The 22,446-nt window shown below is 69.7% G+C and carries 18 protein-coding genes; 9 read left to right on the forward strand and 9 right to left on the reverse strand.

The window, feature by feature from the left end:
- The 3 genes from ACXJ3V_RS15535 to ACXJ3V_RS15545 form a co-directional block, all read left to right on the forward strand.
- On the forward strand, positions 1 to 682 hold a 682-nt coding region (locus tag ACXJ3V_RS15535; RefSeq protein ID WP_457101239.1), incomplete at its 5' end, for a histidine phosphatase family protein.
- Positions 666 to 1,526 carry an ADP-dependent NAD(P)H-hydrate dehydratase gene (locus ACXJ3V_RS15540; protein WP_457101240.1) on the forward strand — a complete coding sequence of 287 codons (861 nt, stop codon included), beginning with the start codon at positions 666 to 668 and terminating at the stop codon, positions 1,524 to 1,526. The genes ACXJ3V_RS15535 and ACXJ3V_RS15540, both read left to right, overlap by 17 nt.
- 65 nt (positions 1,527 to 1,591) lie before the next feature.
- Positions 1,592 to 2,680, forward strand: a complete 1,089-nt coding sequence (locus ACXJ3V_RS15545) for a YihY/virulence factor BrkB family protein (protein WP_457101241.1) — start codon at positions 1,592 to 1,594, stop codon at positions 2,678 to 2,680.
- A gap of 12 nt (positions 2,681 to 2,692) precedes the next feature.
- Here the strand turns inward: ACXJ3V_RS15545 and ACXJ3V_RS15550 are convergent, their stop codons facing one another.
- Together ACXJ3V_RS15550 and dinB are read right to left on the reverse strand one after the other, a co-directional pair.
- Positions 2,693 to 3,421: a DUF72 domain-containing protein gene (locus tag ACXJ3V_RS15550; RefSeq protein WP_457101242.1), complete on the reverse strand. Its 729-nt coding sequence runs from the start codon at positions 3,419 to 3,421 to the stop codon at positions 2,693 to 2,695.
- 25 nt (positions 3,422 to 3,446) lie between these two features.
- Complete coding sequence (gene dinB, locus ACXJ3V_RS15555) at positions 3,447 to 4,643, reverse strand: DNA polymerase IV (RefSeq protein ID WP_457101324.1); 1,197 nt, start codon at positions 4,641 to 4,643, stop codon at positions 3,447 to 3,449.
- 125 nt (positions 4,644 to 4,768) lie between these two features.
- Between dinB and ACXJ3V_RS15560 the strand changes: the two genes are divergently transcribed.
- The 4 genes from ACXJ3V_RS15560 to ACXJ3V_RS15575 are packed head-to-tail and all read left to right on the forward strand — an operon-like array spanning position 4,769 to position 8,171.
- Positions 4,769 to 5,911 (forward strand): LolA family protein, encoded by a 1,143-nt coding sequence (locus ACXJ3V_RS15560; RefSeq protein WP_457101243.1) that lies wholly within the window; start codon positions 4,769 to 4,771, stop codon positions 5,909 to 5,911.
- 24 nt (positions 5,912 to 5,935) lie between these two features.
- Positions 5,936 to 6,919: an ATP-binding cassette domain-containing protein gene (locus ACXJ3V_RS15565; RefSeq protein ID WP_457101244.1), complete on the forward strand. Its 984-nt coding sequence runs from the start codon at positions 5,936 to 5,938 to the stop codon at positions 6,917 to 6,919.
- Positions 6,906 to 7,763 (forward strand): ABC transporter permease, encoded by an 858-nt coding sequence (locus ACXJ3V_RS15570; RefSeq protein ID WP_457101245.1) that lies wholly within the window; start codon positions 6,906 to 6,908, stop codon positions 7,761 to 7,763. Before ACXJ3V_RS15565 ends, ACXJ3V_RS15570 begins: the two co-directional genes overlap by 14 nt.
- 18 nt (positions 7,764 to 7,781) lie before the next feature.
- Positions 7,782 to 8,171 (forward strand): hypothetical protein, encoded by a 390-nt coding sequence (locus tag ACXJ3V_RS15575; protein ID WP_457101246.1) that lies wholly within the window; start codon positions 7,782 to 7,784, stop codon positions 8,169 to 8,171.
- Between the two features lie 10 nt (positions 8,172 to 8,181).
- Here ACXJ3V_RS15575 and ACXJ3V_RS15580 read toward each other — a convergent pair whose 3' ends face one another.
- From ACXJ3V_RS15580 to ACXJ3V_RS15610, 7 genes are all read right to left on the reverse strand, one after another.
- On the reverse strand, positions 8,182 to 10,356 hold the full coding sequence (locus ACXJ3V_RS15580; RefSeq protein WP_457101325.1) for a prolyl oligopeptidase family serine peptidase: 2,175 nt from the start codon (positions 10,354 to 10,356) through the stop codon (positions 8,182 to 8,184).
- A 5-nt stretch (positions 10,357 to 10,361) separates the two neighbouring features.
- Positions 10,362 to 12,089, reverse strand: a complete 1,728-nt coding sequence (locus ACXJ3V_RS15585; protein ID WP_457101247.1) for a DUF885 domain-containing protein — start codon at positions 12,087 to 12,089, stop codon at positions 10,362 to 10,364.
- 123 nt (positions 12,090 to 12,212) lie between these two features.
- Positions 12,213 to 13,439, reverse strand: coding sequence for a PucR family transcriptional regulator (locus ACXJ3V_RS15590; protein ID WP_457101248.1), 1,227 nt, complete (start codon positions 13,437 to 13,439; stop codon positions 12,213 to 12,215).
- Between the two features lie 34 nt (positions 13,440 to 13,473).
- Positions 13,474 to 15,441: an alpha/beta fold hydrolase gene (locus ACXJ3V_RS15595; protein ID WP_457101249.1), complete on the reverse strand. Its 1,968-nt coding sequence runs from the start codon at positions 15,439 to 15,441 to the stop codon at positions 13,474 to 13,476.
- Between the two features lie 9 nt (positions 15,442 to 15,450).
- Complete coding sequence (solA, locus tag ACXJ3V_RS15600; RefSeq protein ID WP_457101250.1) at positions 15,451 to 16,650, reverse strand: N-methyl-L-tryptophan oxidase; 1,200 nt, start codon at positions 16,648 to 16,650, stop codon at positions 15,451 to 15,453.
- A gap of 2 nt (positions 16,651 to 16,652) precedes the next feature.
- On the reverse strand, positions 16,653 to 17,549 hold the full coding sequence (locus ACXJ3V_RS15605) for an alpha/beta fold hydrolase (protein ID WP_457101251.1): 897 nt from the start codon (positions 17,547 to 17,549) through the stop codon (positions 16,653 to 16,655).
- Positions 17,542 to 18,963, reverse strand: coding sequence for an MFS transporter (locus ACXJ3V_RS15610; RefSeq protein WP_457101252.1), 1,422 nt, complete (start codon positions 18,961 to 18,963; stop codon positions 17,542 to 17,544). Before ACXJ3V_RS15610 ends, ACXJ3V_RS15605 begins: the two co-directional genes overlap by 8 nt.
- Before the next feature lie 238 nt (positions 18,964 to 19,201).
- On the opposite strand from ACXJ3V_RS15610, the gene ACXJ3V_RS15615 reads away from it, so the two are divergent.
- Both ACXJ3V_RS15615 and ACXJ3V_RS15620 read left to right on the forward strand, forming a co-directional pair.
- A complete protein-coding gene (locus tag ACXJ3V_RS15615) occupies positions 19,202 to 19,399 on the forward strand; it encodes a hypothetical protein (RefSeq protein ID WP_457101253.1) in 198 nt (65 codons plus the stop codon).
- Between the two features lie 86 nt (positions 19,400 to 19,485).
- On the forward strand, positions 19,486 to 22,416 hold the full coding sequence (locus tag ACXJ3V_RS15620; protein WP_457101254.1) for a helix-turn-helix transcriptional regulator: 2,931 nt from the start codon (positions 19,486 to 19,488) through the stop codon (positions 22,414 to 22,416).
- The last annotated feature ends 30 nt before the right edge of the window (positions 22,417 to 22,446 follow it).

Here is a 22,446-nt window from a genome sequence, read left to right on the forward strand (position 1 = left end):
CGGAAACGAGGCGGCGTCGCGCGCGGAGCGGGAGGGCGTCGACCGGATCGCGCTCGATGCCCGTGACGCCGATGTCGAGCTATCCGCGACAGGACAGGAGCAGGCCGAGGCGCTCGGCACCTGGCTCGCTGAGCGTCGCTCAGCCATCGACGGATTCTGGGTGTCGCCGTATGTGCGCGCCCGGCAGACCCTCGCGATCGCGCTGGGGGAAGACGGCCCCCACCCCCCGGTGGTCGTGGATGAGCGACTCAGGGATCGCGAACTGGGGATCCTCGATCTGCTGACCAGTCATGGTGTCGCCCGTCTGGAGCCTGGGGAGATGGAGCGACGCCGTCACCTCGGCAAGTTCTACCACCGACCCCCGGGCGGTGAATCGTGGGCCGATGTCGCACTGCGGCTTCGTTCGTTCCTGCGCGACGCGACGGAGATGGAGGGCGGGAGCGCGATGGTCGTCGCGCATGACGCCGTCGTGATGCTCCTGCTCTATCTGATGCTCCCCATGGACGAGGCGCAGCTGCTGGAGTTCGCGGCGACCAACACCGTCCTCAATGCGTCGGTGACCCACGTCGTGCGGGCCGGGAGGGGGTGGGAGCTGGTCGAATTCGCCTCGGTCGATCACCTCCGCCGTGAGGGCGCCGAGATCACCGTCCACCCGGGGCACCCCGATGTCGAGCCCGAGTAGCCCCGTCGGTCGGCAGCTGCTCCGGGAGTGGGGGCTGCCCGATCCTGGCGAGTCGAAGAAGTCCCGCGGTCGGGTGATGGTCGTCGGCGGGTCGCGTCGCTCACCGGGCGCAGTCCTCCTCGCCGGAGAGGCCGCCCTGCGGGTCGGAGCGGGGCGGCTCGGGCTGGTCGCACCAGCCTCGATCGAGGCGCAGCTCGGGACCGCGATCCGCGAGGCGGCGATCTTCGCCCTCCCCGCCGAGGCGACCGATCCGCTCGGGCGCGCCGTGCGCGAAGAGCTGGAATCGGCTGATGCGGTGCTGGTCGGTCCGGGATTCGACGACGCGGACGAGACGCGCGACACGCTGCTCGCCGTCGCTGACGCGCAGGTGGCCGCTCTGGTGCTCGACGCCTTCGCGATCGGCATCCTTCCTGACATCGACCGCACGCGGCTCCCGTCGACGCTCATTCTGAACGTCAATCTCGAAGAGGCCGCGATCCTCCTCGGCAGGGAGATCGGCGCGGACCGCGTCGATGACGTCCTCGAGATCGCACGGCGGTTCGACGCCGTGGTGAATTGCTACGGCGTCGTGGCCACCCCGTCGGGCACGGCCTGGGAGATCGGCGAAGGTGGCCCCGCGCTCGGCACGTCGGGGAGCGGCGATGTGCTGGCGGGCGCGATCGCCGGCTTCGCGGCACGCGGCGTCGACCCCGACCGGGCCGCGGTCTGGGGGAGCTGGACACACGCACGCGCGGGAGATCGGCTGACCGCCCGCATCGGCATCGGGTTCCTCGCCGGCGACCTCGCTCCGGAACTGAGTCTCGCCCTGGGCGAAGTGCTGTCGACCCCCGGTTCCGGGCACTGACCGCACATTTCGGAGCCCTTGGCAAGGGTGGTCTGGAACACCGTCCGCGGGCGTAGGAAATACGGATGAAGGCTCATCCCCCCACCACCAGCGCCGACGCGCCCGACGTCGTGGCGCCCGACGACCCGCGCAAGCCAGAATCGCCGACGGACCTGGAGAAGCGGTCGTGGAAGTACGTTCTCGGCAAGACGGTCCGCGAGTTTTCGTCCGACCAATGCACCGACATCGCCGCAGCGCTGACCTATTACGCGGTGCTCTCGATCTTTCCCGGGCTGATCGCGATCTTCTCGCTGCTGGGCATCGTCGGCCAGGGCGAGGCAGCCAGCGCGGCCATCCTCGAGATCATCGACCAGGTCGCCCCGGGCGATACTGCGGATGCGATCCGCGGACCGATCGAGCAGATGGCGAGTTCGCCGGCCGCGGGGTTTGCCCTGATCGCCGGCATCGTCCTGGCGATCTGGGCGGCCTCGGGGTACGTCGGTGCGTTCACCCGGGCGATGAATCGCCTCTACGAGATCGACGAAGGACGCCCGTTCTGGAAGCTCAAGCCCGTCCAGCTTCTCGTCACTGTGATCACCATCGTCCTCGTCGCCGCCGCCGCGATCATCCTCGTGGTGTCCGGCCAGGTCGCCGAGGCAGTCGGGAACGCGCTCGGGCTGGGGGAGGTGGCGAAGCTCACCTGGTCGATCGTGAAATGGCCGGTCCTCGCGTTCATCGTCGTCCTGATCATCGCGATCCTCTATTACGCGACCCCGAACGCGAAGCAGCCGAAGTTCCGCTGGATCAGCATCGGGGCGCTGCTCGCGATCGTGGTGCTGGCGGTCGCGACGCTGGCCTTCGGCCTTTACGTCGCCAACTTCTCCAACTACGACAAGACCTACGGCTCGCTCGCCGGCATCGTCGTCTTCCTGCTGTGGCTGTGGATCGCGAACCTCGCCCTGCTGTTCGGGGCCGAGTTCGACGCCGAGCTGGAGCGGGGCCGGGAACTGCAGGCCGGGATCGCCGCCGAGGAGAACATCCAGCTGCCGCCGCGTGACACCCGCAAGAGCGAGAAGTCCGCGGAGAAGGAGGAGAAGGATGTCGCGGAGGGCCGCCGCATCCGCGAGCAGCACGACGACCAGCCGCCTGCCGCGCCCGCGGACCACCGCGAATGAGGGCGTCTGGCCTCAGAGCCCGAGGAAGAGCTTCAGCGACCGCGCGTTGCGGACCGCGTTTCCGTCGCCGTCGTTGTTGAAGTAGGCGAAGACGTCGCGGCCGGCATCCGCCCATTCGCGGATCCGATCGGCCCACCAACGCAGGTCATCGTCGGAATACGAACCGCCATAAAGGTGCTCGTGGCTCGGACCGTGGAGGCGCACATAGACGATGTCCGAGGTCGCGCGCAGGACGCACGGCAGCCCTGCGCCGCTCATGATGCAGTACGCAGCGCGGTGCCGTTCGAGGAGGCGGAACACGTCCTCGTCGTACCAGGACGGATGCCGCAGCTCGACGCTGACGCGGATCCACTCCGGGACCAGGTCGAGGAAGTAGGACAGCCGCGCATCGTCGCGCTGGAACGTCGGGGGCAGCTGCACGAGCAGGACCGCCCTCGTGTCACCGAGTGCGTGCCATCCCTCCCTGACTCGCTCGACCCACACCTCGGGCGCATAGAGCCGCTTGGCGTGAGTCAGACCTCGCGGTGCCTTCGCCGACATCGCGAAACCATCGGGCGTGCGCTGGTGCCAGCTGCGAAACCGGCTCGCCGGCGGCCAACGGTAGAAGCTCGCGTTCAGCTCGACCGTGTCGAACTCCTTCACATACGCCCCGAGGCGGTCGGCGGCGGGAAGCCCCGGTGGGTACAGCACACCATCCCAATGCGCGTAGCTCCAGCCGGACGTTCCGATGCGGATCGTCATCCTGGCGACCGCCCCGCATACTCGCTCACTCGTGCTCCGGCAGCAGCGGCGTCGACCAGCCCGGATCGCGACCGAGCTGCGCCGCGCGGGCGACCGAGGCCGCGCCGAAGCGATCGCGCACCGCGTCGAGCACCGTGTCCAGACGCGCGCCGTCCTCCCAGTCGATCGGCAGCTCCGGCTGGAGGTCTTCGACGTGGCCCAGCTGCGACAGCGAGACGCCGATGAGGGTGATGCCGCGCTCCTCGATCTCCGGCAGCGCGGCGGCGAGCAGCCCTTGCGCGACAGCGAGCAGCACCGCAGTGCGGTCGGTCGAGAAGCGCATGGTGCGGGACCGGGTGGCTTTGGCGAAGTCGCCGTAACGGAGGCGCAGGACGACCGAGCGGCATGTCCGGTCCCGATCGCGCAGCCGGCGCGCGAGCCGATCGACGATCTGAGTGAGGATGACGTCGAGTTCGGCCGTCGTGCGTGGGCGGCTGCCGAGCGCGCGCTGCGAGCCGATGGAGCCGCGTCGCCGTGTGGTGTCGACCGGGCGCGGGTCTCGCAGCCGCGCGAGCGCGTGCAGGTGCGCACCCGTCGCCTTGCCGAGCAGCCGCTCGGCGGTCGCTTCCTCGAGCTCGGCCAGCTGCCCGACGGTGGTGATGCCGAGCCGGTGCAGCTTCTCGGCGGTCACCGCACCGACGCCCCACAGCCGTTCGACCGGCAGCGGGAGCAGGAACGCCTCCTCCCGGTCGGGCCCGACCACCAGAAGCCCGTCGGGCTTGCTGACCGCGCTGGCGACCTTGGCGAGGTACTTGGTGCGCGCGACCCCCACCGAGATGGCGAGGCCGACCTCCGCACGAACCCGCTCACGCAGCCGCACCGCGATCTGCTCCGGTGTGCCGGCTATCCGCCGGAGACCGCCGACCTCCAGAAACGCCTCATCGATGGAGATCCCCTCCACGAGCGGCGTCGTATCGCGGAAGATCGCGAACACGTCCTTGCTGGCTGCGGAGTACGCGTCCATCCGCGGCGGGACGACCACGGCATCCGGGCACACCTCGCGCGCCTGCCGGCCGCCCATCGCGGTGCGCACCCCACGCGCCTTCGCCTCGTAGCTCGCCGCGAGCACCACGCCCCCGCCGACGATGACCGGGCGGCCGCGCAGCGCAGGCGCATCCCGCTGCTCGACCGAGGCGTAGAAGGCGTCGAGATCGGCGTGCAGCACCGTCGCCTCGTCCCGCATCCCGCCCCCACCGATCCACCGTCCTGCGGATCGTCCCACGCACCGCCGACATGAGCCTTCGCGCAGCACCCTGAGCGTTGGCCGTGACCGGAGACGGGACGCGGCGACCGGCGTAGCCTGGTCGAGTGAGCCGTTCCCGTCGTGTGCTCGACCGTCGCCCTGTGCTGTGGACCTCGGCGATCGTCGTGTCACTCGTGGCCGGCGCTGCGATCCTCGTGCCGATGGCGGCGAGCGGGGCCGTAGACCTGCCCGACAAGACCGTCCAGCAGCTGATCGAGTTCGCCGGTGCGAGCGAGGTCGATGCGCTCAGCGGCACGATCGAGCAGACCTCGGAGTTGGGACTTCCGGACCTGGGGGCTCTGACCGGGTCCATGGGCGGGTCCGAAGGCGCCTCGGACGACGAGTCGTCGGCGGCCGACATCGATGACCTGATCGCGCTCGTCACCGGCTCGCACACGGCGAAGCTCTACCTCGACGGTGAGAGCGCCCGCCTGCAGGTGCTCGATCGGCTCGGAGAGCGCAACGTCTACGTCGACGGAGCGGCAGGCGAGACCTGGTACGTCGACAGCGAGACGCAGACGGCCACGAAGCTGAACCTCCCCGGCGACGCACCCAAGGGGTCGGACGCTCCTGACGCGGACGAGACTCTGCCCACCCCCGACGCGATGCTCGACGATGCTCTCACCCGACTCGACGAGACCACCGACGTGACGGTCGGGACCGACTCGCGCGTCGCCGGCCGCGACGTGTACGAGCTGATCCTGGTGCCGCGCACCGCCGACACGCTGATCGGCGAAGTGCGCTTCGCCATCGACGGTGAGAACGGCGTCGCGCTCGCCGCATCCGTCACCCCTCGCGGCGCGAGCGCACCCGCGTTCGAGATCGCCTTCACGCAGGTCGACTTCTCGGCGCCCGACCCCGCGGTCTTCGCATTCGAACCCGGCGCCGACATCACGGTCACCGAGAAGGACGTCACGCCGCCGGATCACCACGGGACGAAGACGGATGCCGCGGCCCCGACGGTCTTCGGAGAGGGCTGGTCTGCGGTGGTCGAACTGCCCGGCACCTCCGAAGCGGGCGAGCAGAGCGTGTTCGCGGACCTCGACCCCGAGCAGCGCGCGATGCTCGAGAGCGTCACCACCGCCGTCGACGGCGGCAGGGTGCTGCAGACGGCGCTCGTCAGTGTGCTGATCACCGATGAAGGTCGTGTGCTGGCGGGCGCGGTGCCGGCATCCCGCCTGGTCGAAGCCACTCAGACCGGTCGCTGACGGCACGCCGGTGACGGATCCGCGGTGACGGGGCCGACTCCCGTGCGCCCGACTGCGGGCGCAGAGCTTGCGATCGAGACGACCGGTCTCACCAAGCGCTTCGGTGCTCAGACCGCCGTCGATGCGGTCGACCTCGCGGTGCCGCGCGGTGCGGTGTACGGCTTTCTCGGGCCGAACGGGTCGGGCAAGACGACCACGATCCGGATGCTGCTGGGGCTGCTGAACGCGACTGACGGCGAGGCGCGGGTGCTCGGCTCGCCGATGCCACGGTCGCTGGACATGGTTCTGCCGCGCGTGGGCGCGCTCGTGGAAGGTCCGGCGTTCTCACCGTTCCTCACCGGGGAGCAGAACCTGCATCGGTTCGACGCGGCCGACCGGCACTCTTCGGGACGGACGCGGAAGGCGCGTGTCGCCGGGGCGCTGGAGCGGGTGGGCCTCACGCATGCGGCGAGGAAGAAGGCCCACGCCTACTCGCTCGGCATGAAGCAGCGACTCGGTCTCGCGAACGCGCTGCTGATGCCGCGGGAGCTGCTGATCCTCGATGAACCCACCAACGGGCTCGACCCGCAGGGCACACGGGAAGTGCGCTCCCTCATCCGCTCCTTCGCCGCCGAAGGCACGACCGTATTCGTCTCGAGCCACCTGCTCGCCGAGGTCGAGCAGCTGTGCACCCACGTCGGAGTGATGAGCGGCGGCAAGCTGGTCGCACAGGGGACCCTCGCGGACTTCCGTCGGGCGGGGGCACGAGCGCGCGTGGAGCTCCGCACCGCCGACCTCGAGGCCGCCCGCGCGGTGCTCGCGTCGCTGGGGGTCGAGGTCGACGTGCGGGACGCGGCATCCGATCTTGATCTGCTCACCGGGGCGATGCCCGACAGCGCCCAGCCCGAGACGATCGTCGCGGCGCTGGTGGCTGCCGGTGTGCGCGTGCGCGGGTTCGAGGTGGTCGGCGAGAGCCTCGAGCAGCGTTTCGTCGAGCTGACCGGCGAGGGCTTCGATGTCGTCGCCTGAGGTCGCCGCGCCGACCGCGCGCGCCGGATCGGGCACCCTCCAGCTACTCGGCAATGAGCTGGCCACCCAGTTCCGGCGGTGGCGCACCTGGGCCATGCTCGGCGCGCTCGCGCTCATCCCCATCCTGCTCGGCATCGCGGTCCGGATCGTCGGCGGGTCCCGCCCCGGCAGGGGTCCTGCCTTTCTCGATCAGATCACCGACAACGGGCTCTTCGTCGCTCTCGCGGCGCTGACCGTCGCCATTCCGCTCTTCCTGCCTCTCACCGTCAGCGTCGCCGCCGGTGATGCGATCGCCGGCGAGGCCAGCCACGGCACGCTCCGCTACCTGCTGATCGCCCCCGCCGGTCGGGTGCGGCTGCTGCTGGTGAAGTACCTCTCCGCTGTGGCCTTCTGCATCGCCGCCACCGTCACCGTGGTCGTCGTCGGCACGCTCGTCGGGTGGATCCTCTTCCCCGTCGGCCCGGTCACGCTGCTCTCGGGTGTGCAGGTGTCGGTCGGTGAGGGGCTGCTGCGGCTGCTCGCCGTCGGGGCGTATGTGTCGGCGTCGCTGTTCGGCCTGTCGGCGATCGGACTGTTCCTCTCGACGCTCACGTCGGTGCCGATCGGCGCGATGGCGGCGACGGCGATCCTGGCGGTCGCCGCCCAGATCGTCGGGGCGATCCCTCAGCTGGAGGCCCTGCACCCGTGGCTGTTCACCGATCGGTGGCTCGACTTCGGCGACCTGCTGCGCTCGCCGATCGTCTGGGACTCGTTCGCGGCGAATGTGCTGCTGCAGGGCGCCTACATCGTCGTGTTCGGCGCTGCGGCGATCGCCCGCTTCCGCACGAAGGATGTGCTCTCCTAGGTGGTGGATACTTCACTCATGACGCAGGGAACCGTGTACCAGCCCGGGGTGTGCAACATCGGCCCGGCCGAGATCCGCCGGCGGCGCAAGTCCGGTTACCTCGGATTGGTGGTCTCGGTGCTCTTCCTGGTGGTCGCGTTCGTGCTCGGGTGGGCGGCCCCGTGGCGGCTGCTGGTCGCGGTGCCGGTGTTCTTGTCGGCGGTGGGCTTCCTTCAGGCGGCGTTCCACTTCTGCGTCGGGTTCGCCTCGCAGGGGCTGTTCAACTTCGGGGAGCTCGGCCACGAGGAGACCGTGTACGAAGCCGAGTTCCGTCGCAAGGATCAGCGCAGGGCGCTCCTGATCACGGGGCTGTCCTTCGCGATCGCCGCGGTCGTCGCGCTGATCGCCTTCCTCATCCCGGTGGCCTGAGCCACCCGCTTTACCCGGGTGTCGGTACGAATCCGCTGGGCGGCTTCTCGTCCAGAAGGCTCCGGACGAAGTGGTCCCAGAACGTCATGAGTGCGTACGGGCTGAGCGTGTAGTGGTTCACGCCGGGCCAGACCTTGAAATCGAATCGCTTCCCGGCCCGGATGAGCGCGTCCGCGAGGGCGAACGAGTGATCGACGGTGGCGTTCTCATCGATCTCGCCGCAGGCGATCAGCAGATCCCCTTCGAGCCGGTCGGCGAGCGGCACGTTCCCCAACCCGACATACGCATCGCTGTTCCGGTCGACGTCCGTGCCGAGGTGCCAGCCCCACCTCCCGTATGGCATCTTCTTCGTCACGTGCACCCCGGCGCTGCTGACCGCGGCGCGATAGAAGTCCGGGAACATCAGCAGCATCCGTGCTGCGTTGTACCCGCCGTAGGAGTGGCCGATTACGCCTACTCGACGCAGGTCGAGCTGCGGATGGCTTTCTGCCAGGGCCGTGATGGCGGTGACGTGGTCTTCCAGGCCGCGACCCGTGTGGAAGTGCTGGAACGTCCACTGCCGGAATCCGCGCTCGCGGCCGGGGGTGCCCCTGCCGTCGACCATGATCGCCGCGAACCCGAGCGCGTTGTATGCGGGGAGGTGCACCTGCCTGCTGGACATCTTGCTTCCGCCGATGAAGGCATGCGGCGCATGAGTCGTCTGAAAGCCGCCGTAGACGTCCTCGATCACCGGGATGCTCTCGCCGTCGTGTGGATCGTCTGGCAGCGACAGCACTCCCCAGAGGTCCGTGACCCCGTCGTCCGCCTTGACCCGGAAGGCCTGCGGCACGACATACCCGGCGTCGAGCAGCGGCCCGATATCGGTGCGCTCGAGTTCGAGCACCACGTCACCGCCGGCATCCGCGTCGCGCAGCACGATGACCGGCGGGTCGCTGACGGTCGACTGGTGATCGACGAAGAATCGTCCACTCGGGCTGATGCTCTGCACCGGCGGCTTGCCCTGGCCGAAGACCAGGTGGAAGAACTGCGGTTCGGGCGCCGCGAGATCGTGATCGGCCGGCTCGGGCGTGAGCAGGCGCTGGGTGCCCCCGTCGAGTCCGGCGCGGTAGACGCGCCGCCAGTAGGGGTTTCCGCCGTCCTCGGCGGTGCCCGCGAGATAGGTGATCTCGCGGCGCTCACTGTCGAGATGGAGGATGTCGCGCACGACGATGTGGCCCGTGCTGATGCGGTTGCGGCACTCGCCGGTGGCGAGGTCGTAGCGGTACAGGTGTCCCCAGTCGTCCCGCTGCGAGAACAGCACCGCCTCCCCGGTCTCGGGGAGCACGCGGATCAGCGGGAGGTTGTACAGGAACTGATTCGATTCGTAGAGCGGCCCCTCGTCGAGGACGATCGCCTCGCGTCGCGCGCCGGTGCGGGTGTCGATCTCGACGAGCGCCGCCCGAGCGCCGCCCTGCTGGTGATGCAGCAGGTACAGGCGGGTCTCGTCGGCGGACCACGTGACCTCGCTGCTGCCGTTCACCATCAGCTGCGAGACGAGCCCGTCCGACGCGTCGACCTGCACCCACGTCCCCGTGTCCAGGTCGATGACACGGCACTCGGATGCCGGTGGCTCGCCCTCGTCCTCGAGTTGGACGCGCCACGAATGCACCTGTGGACGCGCGGCGCCCGACGGTGGCAGGTTCTCGACCATGTGCTTGAACGCCATGCCGCGCTCGTCGGGTCGCATCGTGATCACCCGACGTCCGGAGGGAGAGTGGACCGTTCCGACCGGCGGAAGGTTCAGACCCATCCGGCGGAACGGCACGACCATGTTGTTGTCCGCAGAGAGCTCTCCCCACGCGAAGTCGGTCTCGCCGTCGAACGTGAGCTGCGTCTCTGCGTCGCCGTCCACCAGCCAGAGGTCGTTCTCGTGCCGGCGGAGTCCCCGGCCATCGGGACCGGGAAGGATGCCGGGACGCACCTCGGCCGATGCGACCTCCACGCCGAGTTCGGCGAGGGACGAGGCGACGGTCTTCGTTGCGGCGACCGGGTCGACGAGCACGAACTGCGCTCCGTCGTCGCTCTCGCGGCGGTACCAGAAGGTGTCTCCGTCGCCCGTCCACACCGGCGTCACGCGTCGATTGCTCATGAGGCCCGGGATCTTCTCGGGGGCCAGAGCGGCGGCCCTGTCATATCGATCGAGCATGGAGGTCACAGCATCCGTCCCCTCACCTGTCGCTCGACGAGGGGGAGCGGAAGGCCCGCGGCGTCCAGCACCGCACCGTGGAAGTCGGCGACCCGGAAATCTTCGCCGAGCTCGGCCCGGATATCCTCGCGAAGCCGATGCAGGAAGTCATCTCCCAGCTTGTAGGCGAGCGCCTGCGCGGGGATGTCGCACGAGTAGCGAAGGGTCTCGGACTCGATCTCGGTCTCGCCCATGAACGAGTGCGCGCGCATGTAGTCCCGGCCCCGCTCGAGGCTCCACCCGAAGGCGTTCATCCCGGTGTCGACGACGAGCCGGGAGGTCAGGAATGCCTCCATCACCAGTCGTCCGAAGCGCTCCTCCGGTTCGCGGTACATCCCGATCTCGCCCGCGAAGCGCGCGGCGTACTCCGCCCACCCCTCGGTGAACGCGGTCGCGCCCGAGTGTCGCCGGAGCGGGTGCAGGTCGGTCGTCTCGTGCTGCAGCGCCAGATGGAGGTGATGCCCCGGAACGAGCTCGTGATAAACCAGCGTTGCAACCATCGACAGTGAGGCCTTCGAGAGATTGGCGCCGTTGAAGAAGTACACCCCCGACTCCCGGTCGGGCTGCGGAGGCGAGTAATAGCCGAACGTCATCGAACCGGAGACAGCCGACGGCAGGGGCGCCACGCTGTACCCGGCGTCCGGAAGCGTTCCGAAGTGCTTGTCCGCCTCGGGAGCGAACCGGTCGATGTAGCGCTGGAAATGCGCCGCGATGTCCTCGTCGGTGCTCGCACGCCAGCGCGGATCCTCGGCGAGCGCCGCATGATACGCCTCGGGGCTTCCGTCGAAGCCGACGCTCGCCACGAGCGCCCGCATCTCGTCCTCGATGCGCGCCATCCGCGTGTGCCCGCGCTCGTGGACCTCGTCGGCCGAGAGCGGCTGCGTCGTGTGGATCCCGACGAGCTGCTCGTAGATCTCCGCACCGCCGGGATAGCTGCCGAGCCCGACCGATTCGGGCGCGCGTGCGGCGTAATCGGCGCTCCCGAGCAGACCGAGGAGGTCGTCGAACGCCGGCTCGACCTCCGCGGTGATGCGCCGCTGGATTCGGCTCAGCGCGGCGGGCGAGAGGATGCCGAGCGAACGCTCCGAGACCGCGCGCAGGCTCTTCGTCGCCACGTCCTTGAGTCCGACGACGAGCGGAAGGGCCCGGTCGAGCTGCGCCGCCGGCATGTGAATGCCGCGATCGGCCTGACCCGCGGTGCGCTCGGTGAGCTGGCGAACGAGTCCCCCGTAGTCGCCGATCAGCTCGAGATGCCGCTCGACGTCGGCCGGACCCTGGACGCTGGCGCTCTCGAGCGCCTCGTGGACGATGTTCAGGACGAAGGCGCCGGAGTATGCCGACGGGGCGAACATGCTGAAGAATCCGTCGCCGAGGGGATCGAACGCGAGCCAGTACCAGTCCTCAGAGCGTGTCCACCCCGTCGCCAGCGTGCGGGCGACGGACAGATCGAGGGCGAGATCGGCGGGCAGCGCGGCCGTGTCGAGCCGATCGATCCGCGCGACGATGTCCTTGCCTTCCCGCGTCCGCCGCGAGATCGCAGCGATCCCGATGTCGGGCACCTGCTCGAGGGTTCGCCCCAGCGCACGCGCGACGAGGGGGGTCTCGGACACGACCCGCCACGTGGCGTCGAGCAGTTCCCGAGCGGCCGACTCCGTGTCCATTTCGTGTGCGGTGGTCGTCGGAGGCTGGGCCATGGTGCGCGCTCCCGTGTCTCTGTCGCGTCTCGTCCGAGCAACGATAGGCCGCCGGCAACCCCGCGGGCATCGCCGAACGGTCGAAGACGTTCCCTCCCGTCTTCGGCAGTTGTAGGAATCGCCTCAGGCGTCGGGTCCGTGGAGGCCCATCAGGCGAACGATCCTCAGCCCCAGGTGGGCGGTCAGGCGGTCATCGCCGCTGGACAGATCGAGGCCGGTGAGCTCCTGGATGCGCCGCAGCCGGTAGTAGAGGCTTGTCCGGTGGGCGAACAGCTGCTCTGACGCAGCCTTGACGTCACCGGCATTGTCGAGGAAGACCTCGAGCGTCTGCACGAGCGAGTCGGTGCGGGACCCCTGTTCGATGAGTTCGAGCAGGCCGGGGTGGATCATCGTCCGCAGTGCGTCATCCGGCACCTGGTCGAGGAGCTCGTAGACCCCCAAGGACTCGATGTCTGTGACGGAGCCCAACGTGTGAACGCGCCGGCCCACCCGCGCGGCGCGAAGCGCCTCCGCGACGCCGAGGCGGGCATGTGCGAGGTCGCTGCGGGATCGGCTCACCCCGACCCGGCAGTGCGCCGCGCCCGACTCCGAGAGGACCGTGTCCCTCAGCCCGGTTGCGAGCGCGCGGAGTCGCTCACGCGCGTCGTCGCCCAGGGTATCGGCGACGACCAGGATCACCCTGTCGCCCTGTTCGAGCGTCAGCAGATGCTGCGGGAGGCGCCGGCTGCGCACGGCGGCCAGGCCCGAGGCGAGCGCGAGCCGGTCCGCTTCGGTGGATAGTCCGCGGGGCCGGTCGCTCGCGGCGACCTCGGCCACGATCACGGAGAACGAGGCCGCGTCGAAGAGGCCCTCCGCGCGGATCGCGGCGGCGGCTGAGGCGCGGGCGCCGTCGTCGTCGCCCAGCAGGCGATCGAGCAGTTCGCGCTCGCGGTCGCGGACGGAGCCGGCGCGCAGGTGCTCGCGATGGATGAGCGCAGCTGCCTCCGCGGCGGCACGCTCCGCGGCATCCAGGTGCTCGTCATCCGTCGTTCCTTCGGAGCGCAGCAGCCACACGAATCCGAGGAGCGACCCTTGGTGGAGGATCGGATACCCGACCCGTGCGTCGTCGAGCCCCAGGTCGGCGCGGGGCGTGACCAGGTAGAGGCCGGTCGCATCGTCGCGGCACGTATAGACATGGTCGACCAGCTCTCGCGGCACCGCGCGCCGGATGATGGACTCCGCCCGGGCGCGGTCGACGTCGCCGCGATGCGGGCTGTGCGCCAGAAGGTGCAGCCGCGCGTCGTCGATCGCCACCGAGCGCTCCAGTCTGCCGGCGAGCTCCTCTACGAGCTCCTGGAGGTTTGCGGCCATCCCGCGATCATAGTCAGCGCCGGATGACGGCCACTCACGCGGGCATATGCCGGTCGAACCACCGGATCACGCGGGTGAGGAAGTCGGTCATGACGGAGTAGCTCCGGATCCCATGACCCTCCTGGGGATAGACGACCAGCGCCGACTCGACGCCGTGAGCGGTGAGTGCCTGATGGAACTCGCGAGCCTGCTCGGGTGGCGTGGAGCGATCCCGTGCACCGGCGACGTTGAGGCACGGCGTCCGCACCCTGCTCGCCTGAAGGACCGGGCTGCGGGTGTGCGCCGCGCTCCCTGGATCTTCGGGGTCGGCCCGGAGGAAGGCCTTGCCCCAGCCCGCGACGTTGCTCGTGAAGCTCTGGCTGTACCAGTCGGTGACCGGCGAGATGGGCACGGCGGCGGCGAACCGCTGATCCTGGGTCACCAGCCAGGACGACATGAACCCGCCGTAGCTGCCGCCGATGAGCCCGATCCGGGTCGCGTCGACGATGCCCCGGGCGACGAGGGCGTCGATGCCGGCGAGGAAGTCGAAGGTGTCCCGCCCGCCCATATCGCCGACGACGCGTGCCGCAAACTCCTGACCGCGACCTCCGCTCCCGCGTGGGTTGGGGCTGAGCACCGCATAGCCGCGCGACACGAGCAGCGGCACCCAGGGGTAGCGCATCGACCAGGAGTCCTGGAACGCCCAGACCGGACCACCGTGGATGTTCACCACGAGAGGGAAGGGCCCGTCCCCGTCTGGCAGGGCGAGGATCCCCTCGATCGCCAGTCCGTCCGGTGCCTCCCACGACACGGCCTTCGCGCGTCCGCAGCTCTCCAGCAGGTGATCGGTGCCCGCATGCTGGACGCTCGCGAGTACCAGCGCGGCGCCGTCGGCGATCCGCACGACCTGATGCGGCAGGTGGTAGGCCTCCTCGATCACGAGCGCGTCGCCCGTCGCCGAGAAGGCGGCCTCGGGGTAGCGGTACCCCCAGGACCGTGGCGCGCTGTGGTTCTCCTCAGAGCGACCGGATGCCGCGTCGAATCGTCCGAGGACGGATTCGAGTCCGCGCTGACCGACGAAGCCCAGTCGATGATCGTCGAACCACCGGGCTGAGGTCACGTCGGTGCTGCGGGTGTCCACACGGACCTGCGCGCCCGAGGCGAGGTCGAGCACGATCAGCTCTCCCGCCGCCACCTGCCGGTCGCTGCAGATCGCTTGAACGACGCTCGCGTAGTGCCCGTCCGGCGAACCAGACGGGAGCGCGAGCTGCACGTCGCTCGAGTGGAGCACGTACGACGTGCGCGTCGCCGGGTCGATGATCGACAGCGAGGCGTCGTACCAGGAGTCCTCGCCCGGTGAGTCGCCGGCGATGGCCAGAACGCGGTCCGGCCCGCACCAGCTCGCCTCCCAGCAGTTCAAACCCTCGGGCAACGCCGGCGTGAGCGCCCCGGTATGCGTTTCATAGATCCACAGGGTCCGCCACGCGCACTCCGGTGTACCGGTTTCGACGATCGGGTGCCAGGACGGCAGATCGTCCGCCGGGCGCGTATGCGAGCCCGAGCCCTGCCCGCCCGAGAGCTCGGCTCCACGACCGGCCACGCCGAGCAGCACCCGCTGACCGTCGGGCGACCAGTGCAGATACTCGATGGTGCCGTCGACGGCGGGGGGCTCGATGACGTCGGTTGAATCGGTCACCGCCGCGATGCGAAGTTGGAAGTCGCCCACCCCTTGAGGATCGGCGAGGTACGCGAACCGGGTGCCGTCGGGGGAGAACCGTCCGCAGCGGGAAGCGCCCGTGCCCGCCGTCGCAGGCACGAGTCGTCCGTCCGCGATCGTGAAGAGGCGCGTTTCGGGGACGCCTTCGAGCCGCTCGAGGACCGACCCGACCACGAGTACGTGCGAGCCATCCGGCGACAGCTCGGGGTCGCTGAGTGCGTGGGGGCGGCCGAACGCCGGCCCGTGCCATGCCGTCAGGTGCGCTGCGACAGCGGCGTAGTCGTCGAGATGCCGGATGTCGTGCACTCTGCCTCCTCAGACCGCGGACTCTGTGGCCGATGATCCCAGGCGGAACAGGGGCACGAAGTCGGGGTCGACGATAGCGGGCCGGGTGAGGCGGAACGCGGTGATGTCGTGTTCGCTGCCGCCGGTGGTCAGCAGGTCGGCGAGGATCCGACCGACCAGACTGGCGAACTTCCCCGCGTGCCCCGCGCCGTTGAAGACGGCGACATGCGGATGCCCCGGCACCGTGTCGAGCACGAAGTCCCGGTCGGCGGGCATGTCGTAGACGCAGGTCCTGCTCGCGAGGAGCGGACCGGCCGCCCCCGGCAGGTACTCGGCCAGGAAGGCGTGGAGCACCCGCGCCTCTTCGGCATCTCCTTCGAACACCCGGTCGGCGCTGGAGATGAAGTGGCCGCGCATGTCTCGCGCGATCTTGACCGCCGCTTCGCCGTAGACCGGGAATCCGTAGTGCACCTCCTCGGCGTGGTGGATCCAGATCGGGAATCGGTCGGGCGTGAAGTCGGACAGCTTCGGCCCGGTGAAGTAGCCGACCTGCTCCTGGCTGAGCGTGAGCGGGAACGACAGCCCGAGGTCGGGCATCAGATCGCCGAGCCAGGACGCGGCCGCGACGACGAGGTGGTCGGCGTCGAACGTCCCCTCGGCGGTGGTGACCGTGACTCCGCGCGGCCGGAGCTGCACGCCCGTGACCGTGGTGCGCGGGCGGAATTCCACCCCGCCCGCCAGCGCGAGCGACATGTGCGCAGAGACGGACTTGCGGATGTCGAGGATGCCGCCGTCCGCCTGGTACAGCCCGATCGTGTCGTCCGGCACCCGCCACTGCGGGTAGCGCTCCCGGATGTCGTCGACCGTGAGCTCCTCGTAGGCGATGGCGGCGGCATCCATCGCCCGACGGTAGTCGTCGATCTCCGCGGCGCCCGATCCGACGGCGGCGGAGAGATCGATCCCGCCGGTCTTCGTGTAGAGCTTCAGCCCGGAGCGCTCCTCGACGTGTGCCCACGCGTCGAACATGGCGTCCGTCAGCTTCGTGTAGTCGTCGCGGTGGTAGGCGCGCCGGATGATCCGCGAGTGATCTCCGGACGATCCGAGCGAGTGACCCAGGTCGAACTGCTCCAGCACCAGGACGCGCTCGGCGCCGGCCTCGGACAGCCAGTACGCGGCAGCCGAGCCGATGGCTCCCGCGCCGATGACGATGTGCGAATACCCCGTGGTCATGGTCAGGCCTCCGCAGCGCTGTCGAGGGAGCCGGCCACGACGTCGAGGATCCGGCGTCGCGCCTCCGGGTGCGAGAACCCGTTGTGGCCGTATGAGAAGTGATGGAAGCGCGCGTCGGGATTGCGGTCGGCGAGGACGAGCGCGAAGGGCGCCTGGGCGTCATGCACCCCGCAGAAGAAGTCGAGCGGAGCAGGGATCGCGTAGTGGTCGAAGCCCCAGTCCGAGGTCGCCCACTTCAGCTCGGCCAGGAGCGCCTGCCTTCCCGCTCGCTCCGCGTCGATGCGCCGGTGGAGGTCGGCGACATCAGGTTCGGTACCAGGCGGCGGGCCCACCAGCTCCGAGGTGGCGGCAGCGGGCGTCGGCTCGGAGCGCTCCCGCAGGCGCCGGGCCGCCGTCTTCTCGTCCAGCCGGGCGACGAGCGCGGGTGCATGCCGGAGCAGCCGATACCCCACGGCCGCGGCCGATGACGAAACTCTTCGTGCGACCGGGTCGAACCAAGGAAGCGTGGGATTGATGGGCACAGCACCAGTGACCCGAGCGGGCATGGTCGCGGCGACGGCCATCGTCACCATGCCGCCGTTGGACTCCCCGAAGCAGGCGAAAGACTCGATGTCGAGGGAGTCGAGCAGTTCTCGCAGGTCGTCCGAGTAGGCGGCCACAGGTCGGCCGGGCCGGAGCGTCGAGCCGTGGGCGCCGGGCCTGTTCGTCGCGATGAGCCGAACGTTGCGCCGCACCGCTTCACGGTGGAAGATGCCGCCTTCCGTACTCGTGCTTCCGCCGCCGTGGAAATAGAGAGCCGGCGTGCCGCCCGGCGCCCCGAATTCCTGCCACGTCAGCCGTCGTCCGTCGGCAAGCGTCATCGAACGAAGTGGGGGATCGACCAGGGGGATGTCATCCATCGGTGCCGCCGCGCTCCGCCAGGGCAGTCTGGATCTCTTCGACCCGCCGCTTGTTCAGCGGGTAGTTCCAGATGATGGCCGCTGCCCCGAACAGACCGAGCGCAGGCAGGACGGCGAACGCGAACGTGATCCCGATCGCGGCCGTCGTCGTCTGCACGTCGGCGGTGGCATCGAACCCGAATGCGGCGATCAATGCGAGTCCAAGAGCGGATGCCACGCCGATCAGCGACTTCTGGAGGAAGGCGAACATCGATCCGTAGAGCCCGCCGTGATCCTGCCCGGTGTGGAGCCTGCCGAAATCGACGATGTCCGCCGACATCGTGTAGACCACGACCGACCCCGTGATGACGAGCGTCTCCACCGGGAACAGGAGGAAGCAGGCGATGGCGGCCCCAGGGCCGGGCGTGATGAAGACGAAGGATGCGCTCGCCAGGCCGCCGAGGATCAATGCGATCGCCCACACGCGGTGACGTTCGAAGCGCCCGGACAGCGCCGTCCAGATCGGGATGCCGATGATGCTCGTCAGGAGCGCGATCCCCAGGATGGCGGGCAGTTCCGCGCCGATACCCAGATAGACGTCCATGTAGAGGTACGCCAGTCCCGAGCTCATCCCGGTGAGGAGGTTGACGGGGAGGAATGCCGCGAGCAGGCGCAGCAGAGGTGGGTTGCGGCGGACGGCGTCCCAGAGATCCCGCACACGGTGCCTCGGCCCGGGCACGGGCGGTGCGAAGGGCCGATCGACACTCCGAGCCGGCACCCGCACGATGAAGAGCGCGGTGGCGAGGGGCAGCGCGATGGCGCAGATGACCGCGGTCAAGCCCAGGCTCTGGAAGTCCACCTCGGTGGTGTCCGACACCCCGATCTGCAGTGCGAGGAACGGGATCATGAAGAAGAGCAGCTGTCCCACGACCTGGGCCATGCCACGCCATCCCTGAACGCGGGCACGCTGCCCGTAATCCGCCGACAGTCCGTAGCTCCACGCCTGGATGGGGATCTCCATGACCTTCCAGCCGAGGTAGGTCACCGCCATCCAGATCCCGAAGTAGACCACGTCCGCCCCGGAGGGCGGACGCAGCAGGAACCAGACGCCCAGCACCGAGAGCGCGCATCCCGCGATGAGCCAGCCGCGGCGCGTGCCGGTGCGGGAATAGGTGAGGTCGGAAAGATAGCCGATCAGCGGGTACGTGACCGCGTCGAACATCTTGGTGAGCAGCAGCGCCACGGCCAGCGCGCCGAGCGAGATGCCGGCATTCGCGGCGTACACGCCCGAGATCAGGCCTTCGGGGCCGTGCATCACGCCGAGGATCACCGTGGGGAGGGCGAAGGCCACCAGCATCCCGCGCCGAAGAGGCTGCGCGGCCCCGGGCATCGCGGCGGTGTCGCGGCGCCGCGCTCGAGTCGAACGGTGCGGCATCGAGCTGTCTCCTCTGCTCCGTCGCAAAGCCGACGGGTGCGCCCAACCTAGACGCGCACGGCAGCCCTCGCCAGCTCACGATGTGGAAGAGCGGATGCCGCTGCTTCGACTCATGTCGAAAGCTCGCCTGCCTCAGTGTCTGACAAGGCAGGCGCAGGGAAATACGGCATCCTCCCGATGGATGCCGGGTGCCTTAGCGAGCAGTGTCACTCAGGACAAAGCGCCTGAGGAGGCACCCATGTACGTCAGCGAGGACACGTTCGTCCACCTTCGCCAAGCCGCCGATGAGCGACAGCTCCGGGAGCTCGAATACCGCCGTATCGCCCACGAGCGCGGTGCGGACACCTCGTCGACCGCCGCGCGAGGTCTGCGGCGGCTCGCGCAGCGGATCCGTCGCATGGGGCACCCGGCGCCGAGGCCGCTCACCCACCCGTGACGGCTCCGCAGGCGGGGCCGCTCCCCATCGCGATCGCGCCGCGCTCGACCGTGCCCATTGTCGGAGGACGGTGGGACGATGAATACATGCGAGCTACGGTCAGCCCCTCGCTGGTCGGCCGGGAGGCCGACCTCGACGCGCTCCGCGACGCCTACGCCGAGAGCACCGCGGGCTCCACCAGAGCGGTGCTGGTGGGTGGCGAGGCGGGCATCGGCAAGACCCGGCTGGTGGCAGAGTTCCTGCGATCCCTCCCGCCGGAGGCGATCGTGCTGCGCGGCCAGTCCGTCGACTTCGATCGCGACGCGCCCCCGTATGCGCCGATCCAATCCGCACTCCGGTCGCTCGCACAAGAGATGGGCGAAGCGGCGGTCCTCGACGCTTCGGGTCCGGCGGGCGACGCGCTCGCCATGCTTCTCCCTGAGCTGAGTCCCACCGCATCGGTCGGCGATCCACCCGTCCGGGGTGGGGCCGACCGGCTCTACGACGCCGTTGCCGAGGTGCTCGAGAACGTCGCCGCCGTCCGGCCCGTCGTGCTGGTGATCGAAGATGTCCACTGGGTCGATCCGCAGAGTCTGGGGCTGCTGCGCTTTCTCATCAGGGTGATCGAAGACGCACGAGTGGTGATCGTGCTCACCTTCCGCAGCGACGAGCTCGGCCGTGGCAGCGCCCTGCGGGCCTTGCTGCCCGAGCTCGACCGCAATCGCCGTGTCGTGCGGCTCGAGCTCGCCCGCCTCGACCGCCGGCAGGTGCGGGAGATGGCCACCGCGATCCTCGACGGGCCACCCGACGAAGACGAGCTCGCGCAGGTTTACCTGCGCACGGAGGGCGTGCCGTTCTTCGTGGAGGAGCTGGTCTGCTGCAGCGGGGTGCGCAGCATGGACAGCTTCCCGGACACGCTTCGCGACATCCTGCTCGCTCGCTACGAGCAGCTCACCGACCCCACCCAGCGCATGCTCCGGCTGATCGCCGCCGGCGGCGTGCGCGTGGAGCACGAGCTGCTCGTCGCGGTATGCGACGAGTCGCCCGAGGCCATCGACGCGGCGGCCAGCGAGGCCATCGCTGCCAGCGTGCTGCTGGTCGACGACACCGCCTACGCATTCCGGCACGCGCTCGTGCGCGAGGCGATCCACGATGAGCTGCTGCCGGGGGAGCGAGTGCGGTTCCACACGCGCTACGCCCAAGCCCTGGTGGCGCAGTCCAGCACCAGCGGTGCGGACGCCACAGCGATCTCGTACCACTGGATGGCGGCGCACAACGTGCGCGAGGCGTTCATCGCGTCGATCGCAGCCTTCCAGCAGGCGAGGACTTCGTTCGCCTTCGCCACCGCCGCCACGATGGGCGAACGGGCGATCGAACTGTGGGACCAGGTGACCGACGCGAGCGATCTCGCCGAGCGCACCAAGGTGGAGATGCTCGGCGACACCTCGTATGTGCTGCGGAACGCGGGCGAGAGCGAGCGGGCCATCGCACTGATCGACGAGGCGATCTCGCTCTGCGACCCGACCGACGCGGCGGCCTACGCACTCCTGCTGCGCCACAAGGCGTCGTACCTGGCCAACGTCGGCCAGACCGGATCGATCGAGCTGCTGCGTCAGGCGCTCGCCGTGCTCGACGGGCAGCCGCGCAGCGTGCTTCGCGCGAACGTGCTCGGTGAACTGGCCGCCCGCCTCATGCTCATCGCCCGATTCGACGAAGCCATCGAGATGGCCGACGGGGCTTTCGCCGAGGCGACCGCGGTCGACAACCGAGCGCGCATGTCAGTGGCATCCAACATCCGAGGTTTCTCCCGATTGGCCGGCGGCGACATCGACGCCGGCCTCGCCGATCTCGCGCTCGCCCGGGAGTTCGCCGTCGGCAACGATTCGGCCCGCCTTCGCTACTGGGTCAACCAGTCGGATGCACTGAACCTGCTCGGTCGCTACGAGGAGGCGGTGCGCACCGCCGAGGAAGGCGCCGAGCGCGCACGCCAGCGGGGAGTGGAGCGCACCTCGGGGGCCATGCTGCTGTCGAACGTGATCGGCCCGCTCTATGCGCTCGGTCAGACCGGTCGCGCTGACGAGATGCTCGATCGCGCGCTCGAGCTCGACGCGCCGATCGGCTTCAGCGCGCCGCTGCGGCGCCTCAAGGTGCAGGCGGTGCTGTGGTCGGGCGACCGCCCGCTCGCGGAGCGACTGCTGCGCGGTTGGCGCGGCTCACTCCGGCAACAGGGGCAGATGGATGTGCAGGCCGCGCTCGGTCTCGCCGTCGTGAGCGGTGAGCTCGCGCTCGCCCGCGGCGAGACCCGCGAGGCCTGGGAAGAGGTGCGGGTGCTGGTCGACCCRCAGCGCCGCTCGTTCCCTGCGTACGACCTTCCGCTGATCGCTCTCGCCGCGCGAGTGCTCGGTGCGGCACGCGTCACGGGGATGACGCTGTCCGGCGCGGACGGCGAGCCTTGCTCGACGGATGAGCTCGAACGGGAGGTGCGGTCAGCGCTCGCCGTCGCGAGCAGCTGGCCGGCGGCACCCACGTATGCGGCGATCGTCGATGCCGAACTGGCGGGGCCTCGCGGCACCGGCACGGATCCCGCGCGTTGGCAGCGCGCCGTCGACGCGACTCGCGAGGGGATCGCCCCTGCCCAGCTCGCGCCTTATGCCGCACTCCGCCTCGCCGAAGCGCTCGCCAACGCCGGCGATCGCACCGGTGCGCGGAATGCCGCACAGACCGCACGGGAATGGGCCGAGGCGATCGGCATGGGCCTCATCGTCGACGGCGTGACCGAACTCGAACGTCGCGTCGGCGCCGTGGGCGGCGAGCACCGCGATGGGGGGACGGATGCCGCATCCCTCGAGTCGCTTCTCACCGAGCGCGAGCGCCAGGTGCTCGATCTCGTCGCGCGAGGGCTGAGCAATGGCCAGATCGCCGAGCAGCTCTTCATCAGCACCAAGACCGCGAGCGTGCACGTGTCGAACATCCTCCGCAAGACGGGTGCGACGACCCGCACCGAAGCCGCCTATCTGTCGGCGCACGGAACGCACTGACTTCTGGCGCGGCTCTCCGCAGACAAGCCG

The sequence above is a fragment of the Microbacterium sp. P5_E9 genome (assembly GCF_054049175.1).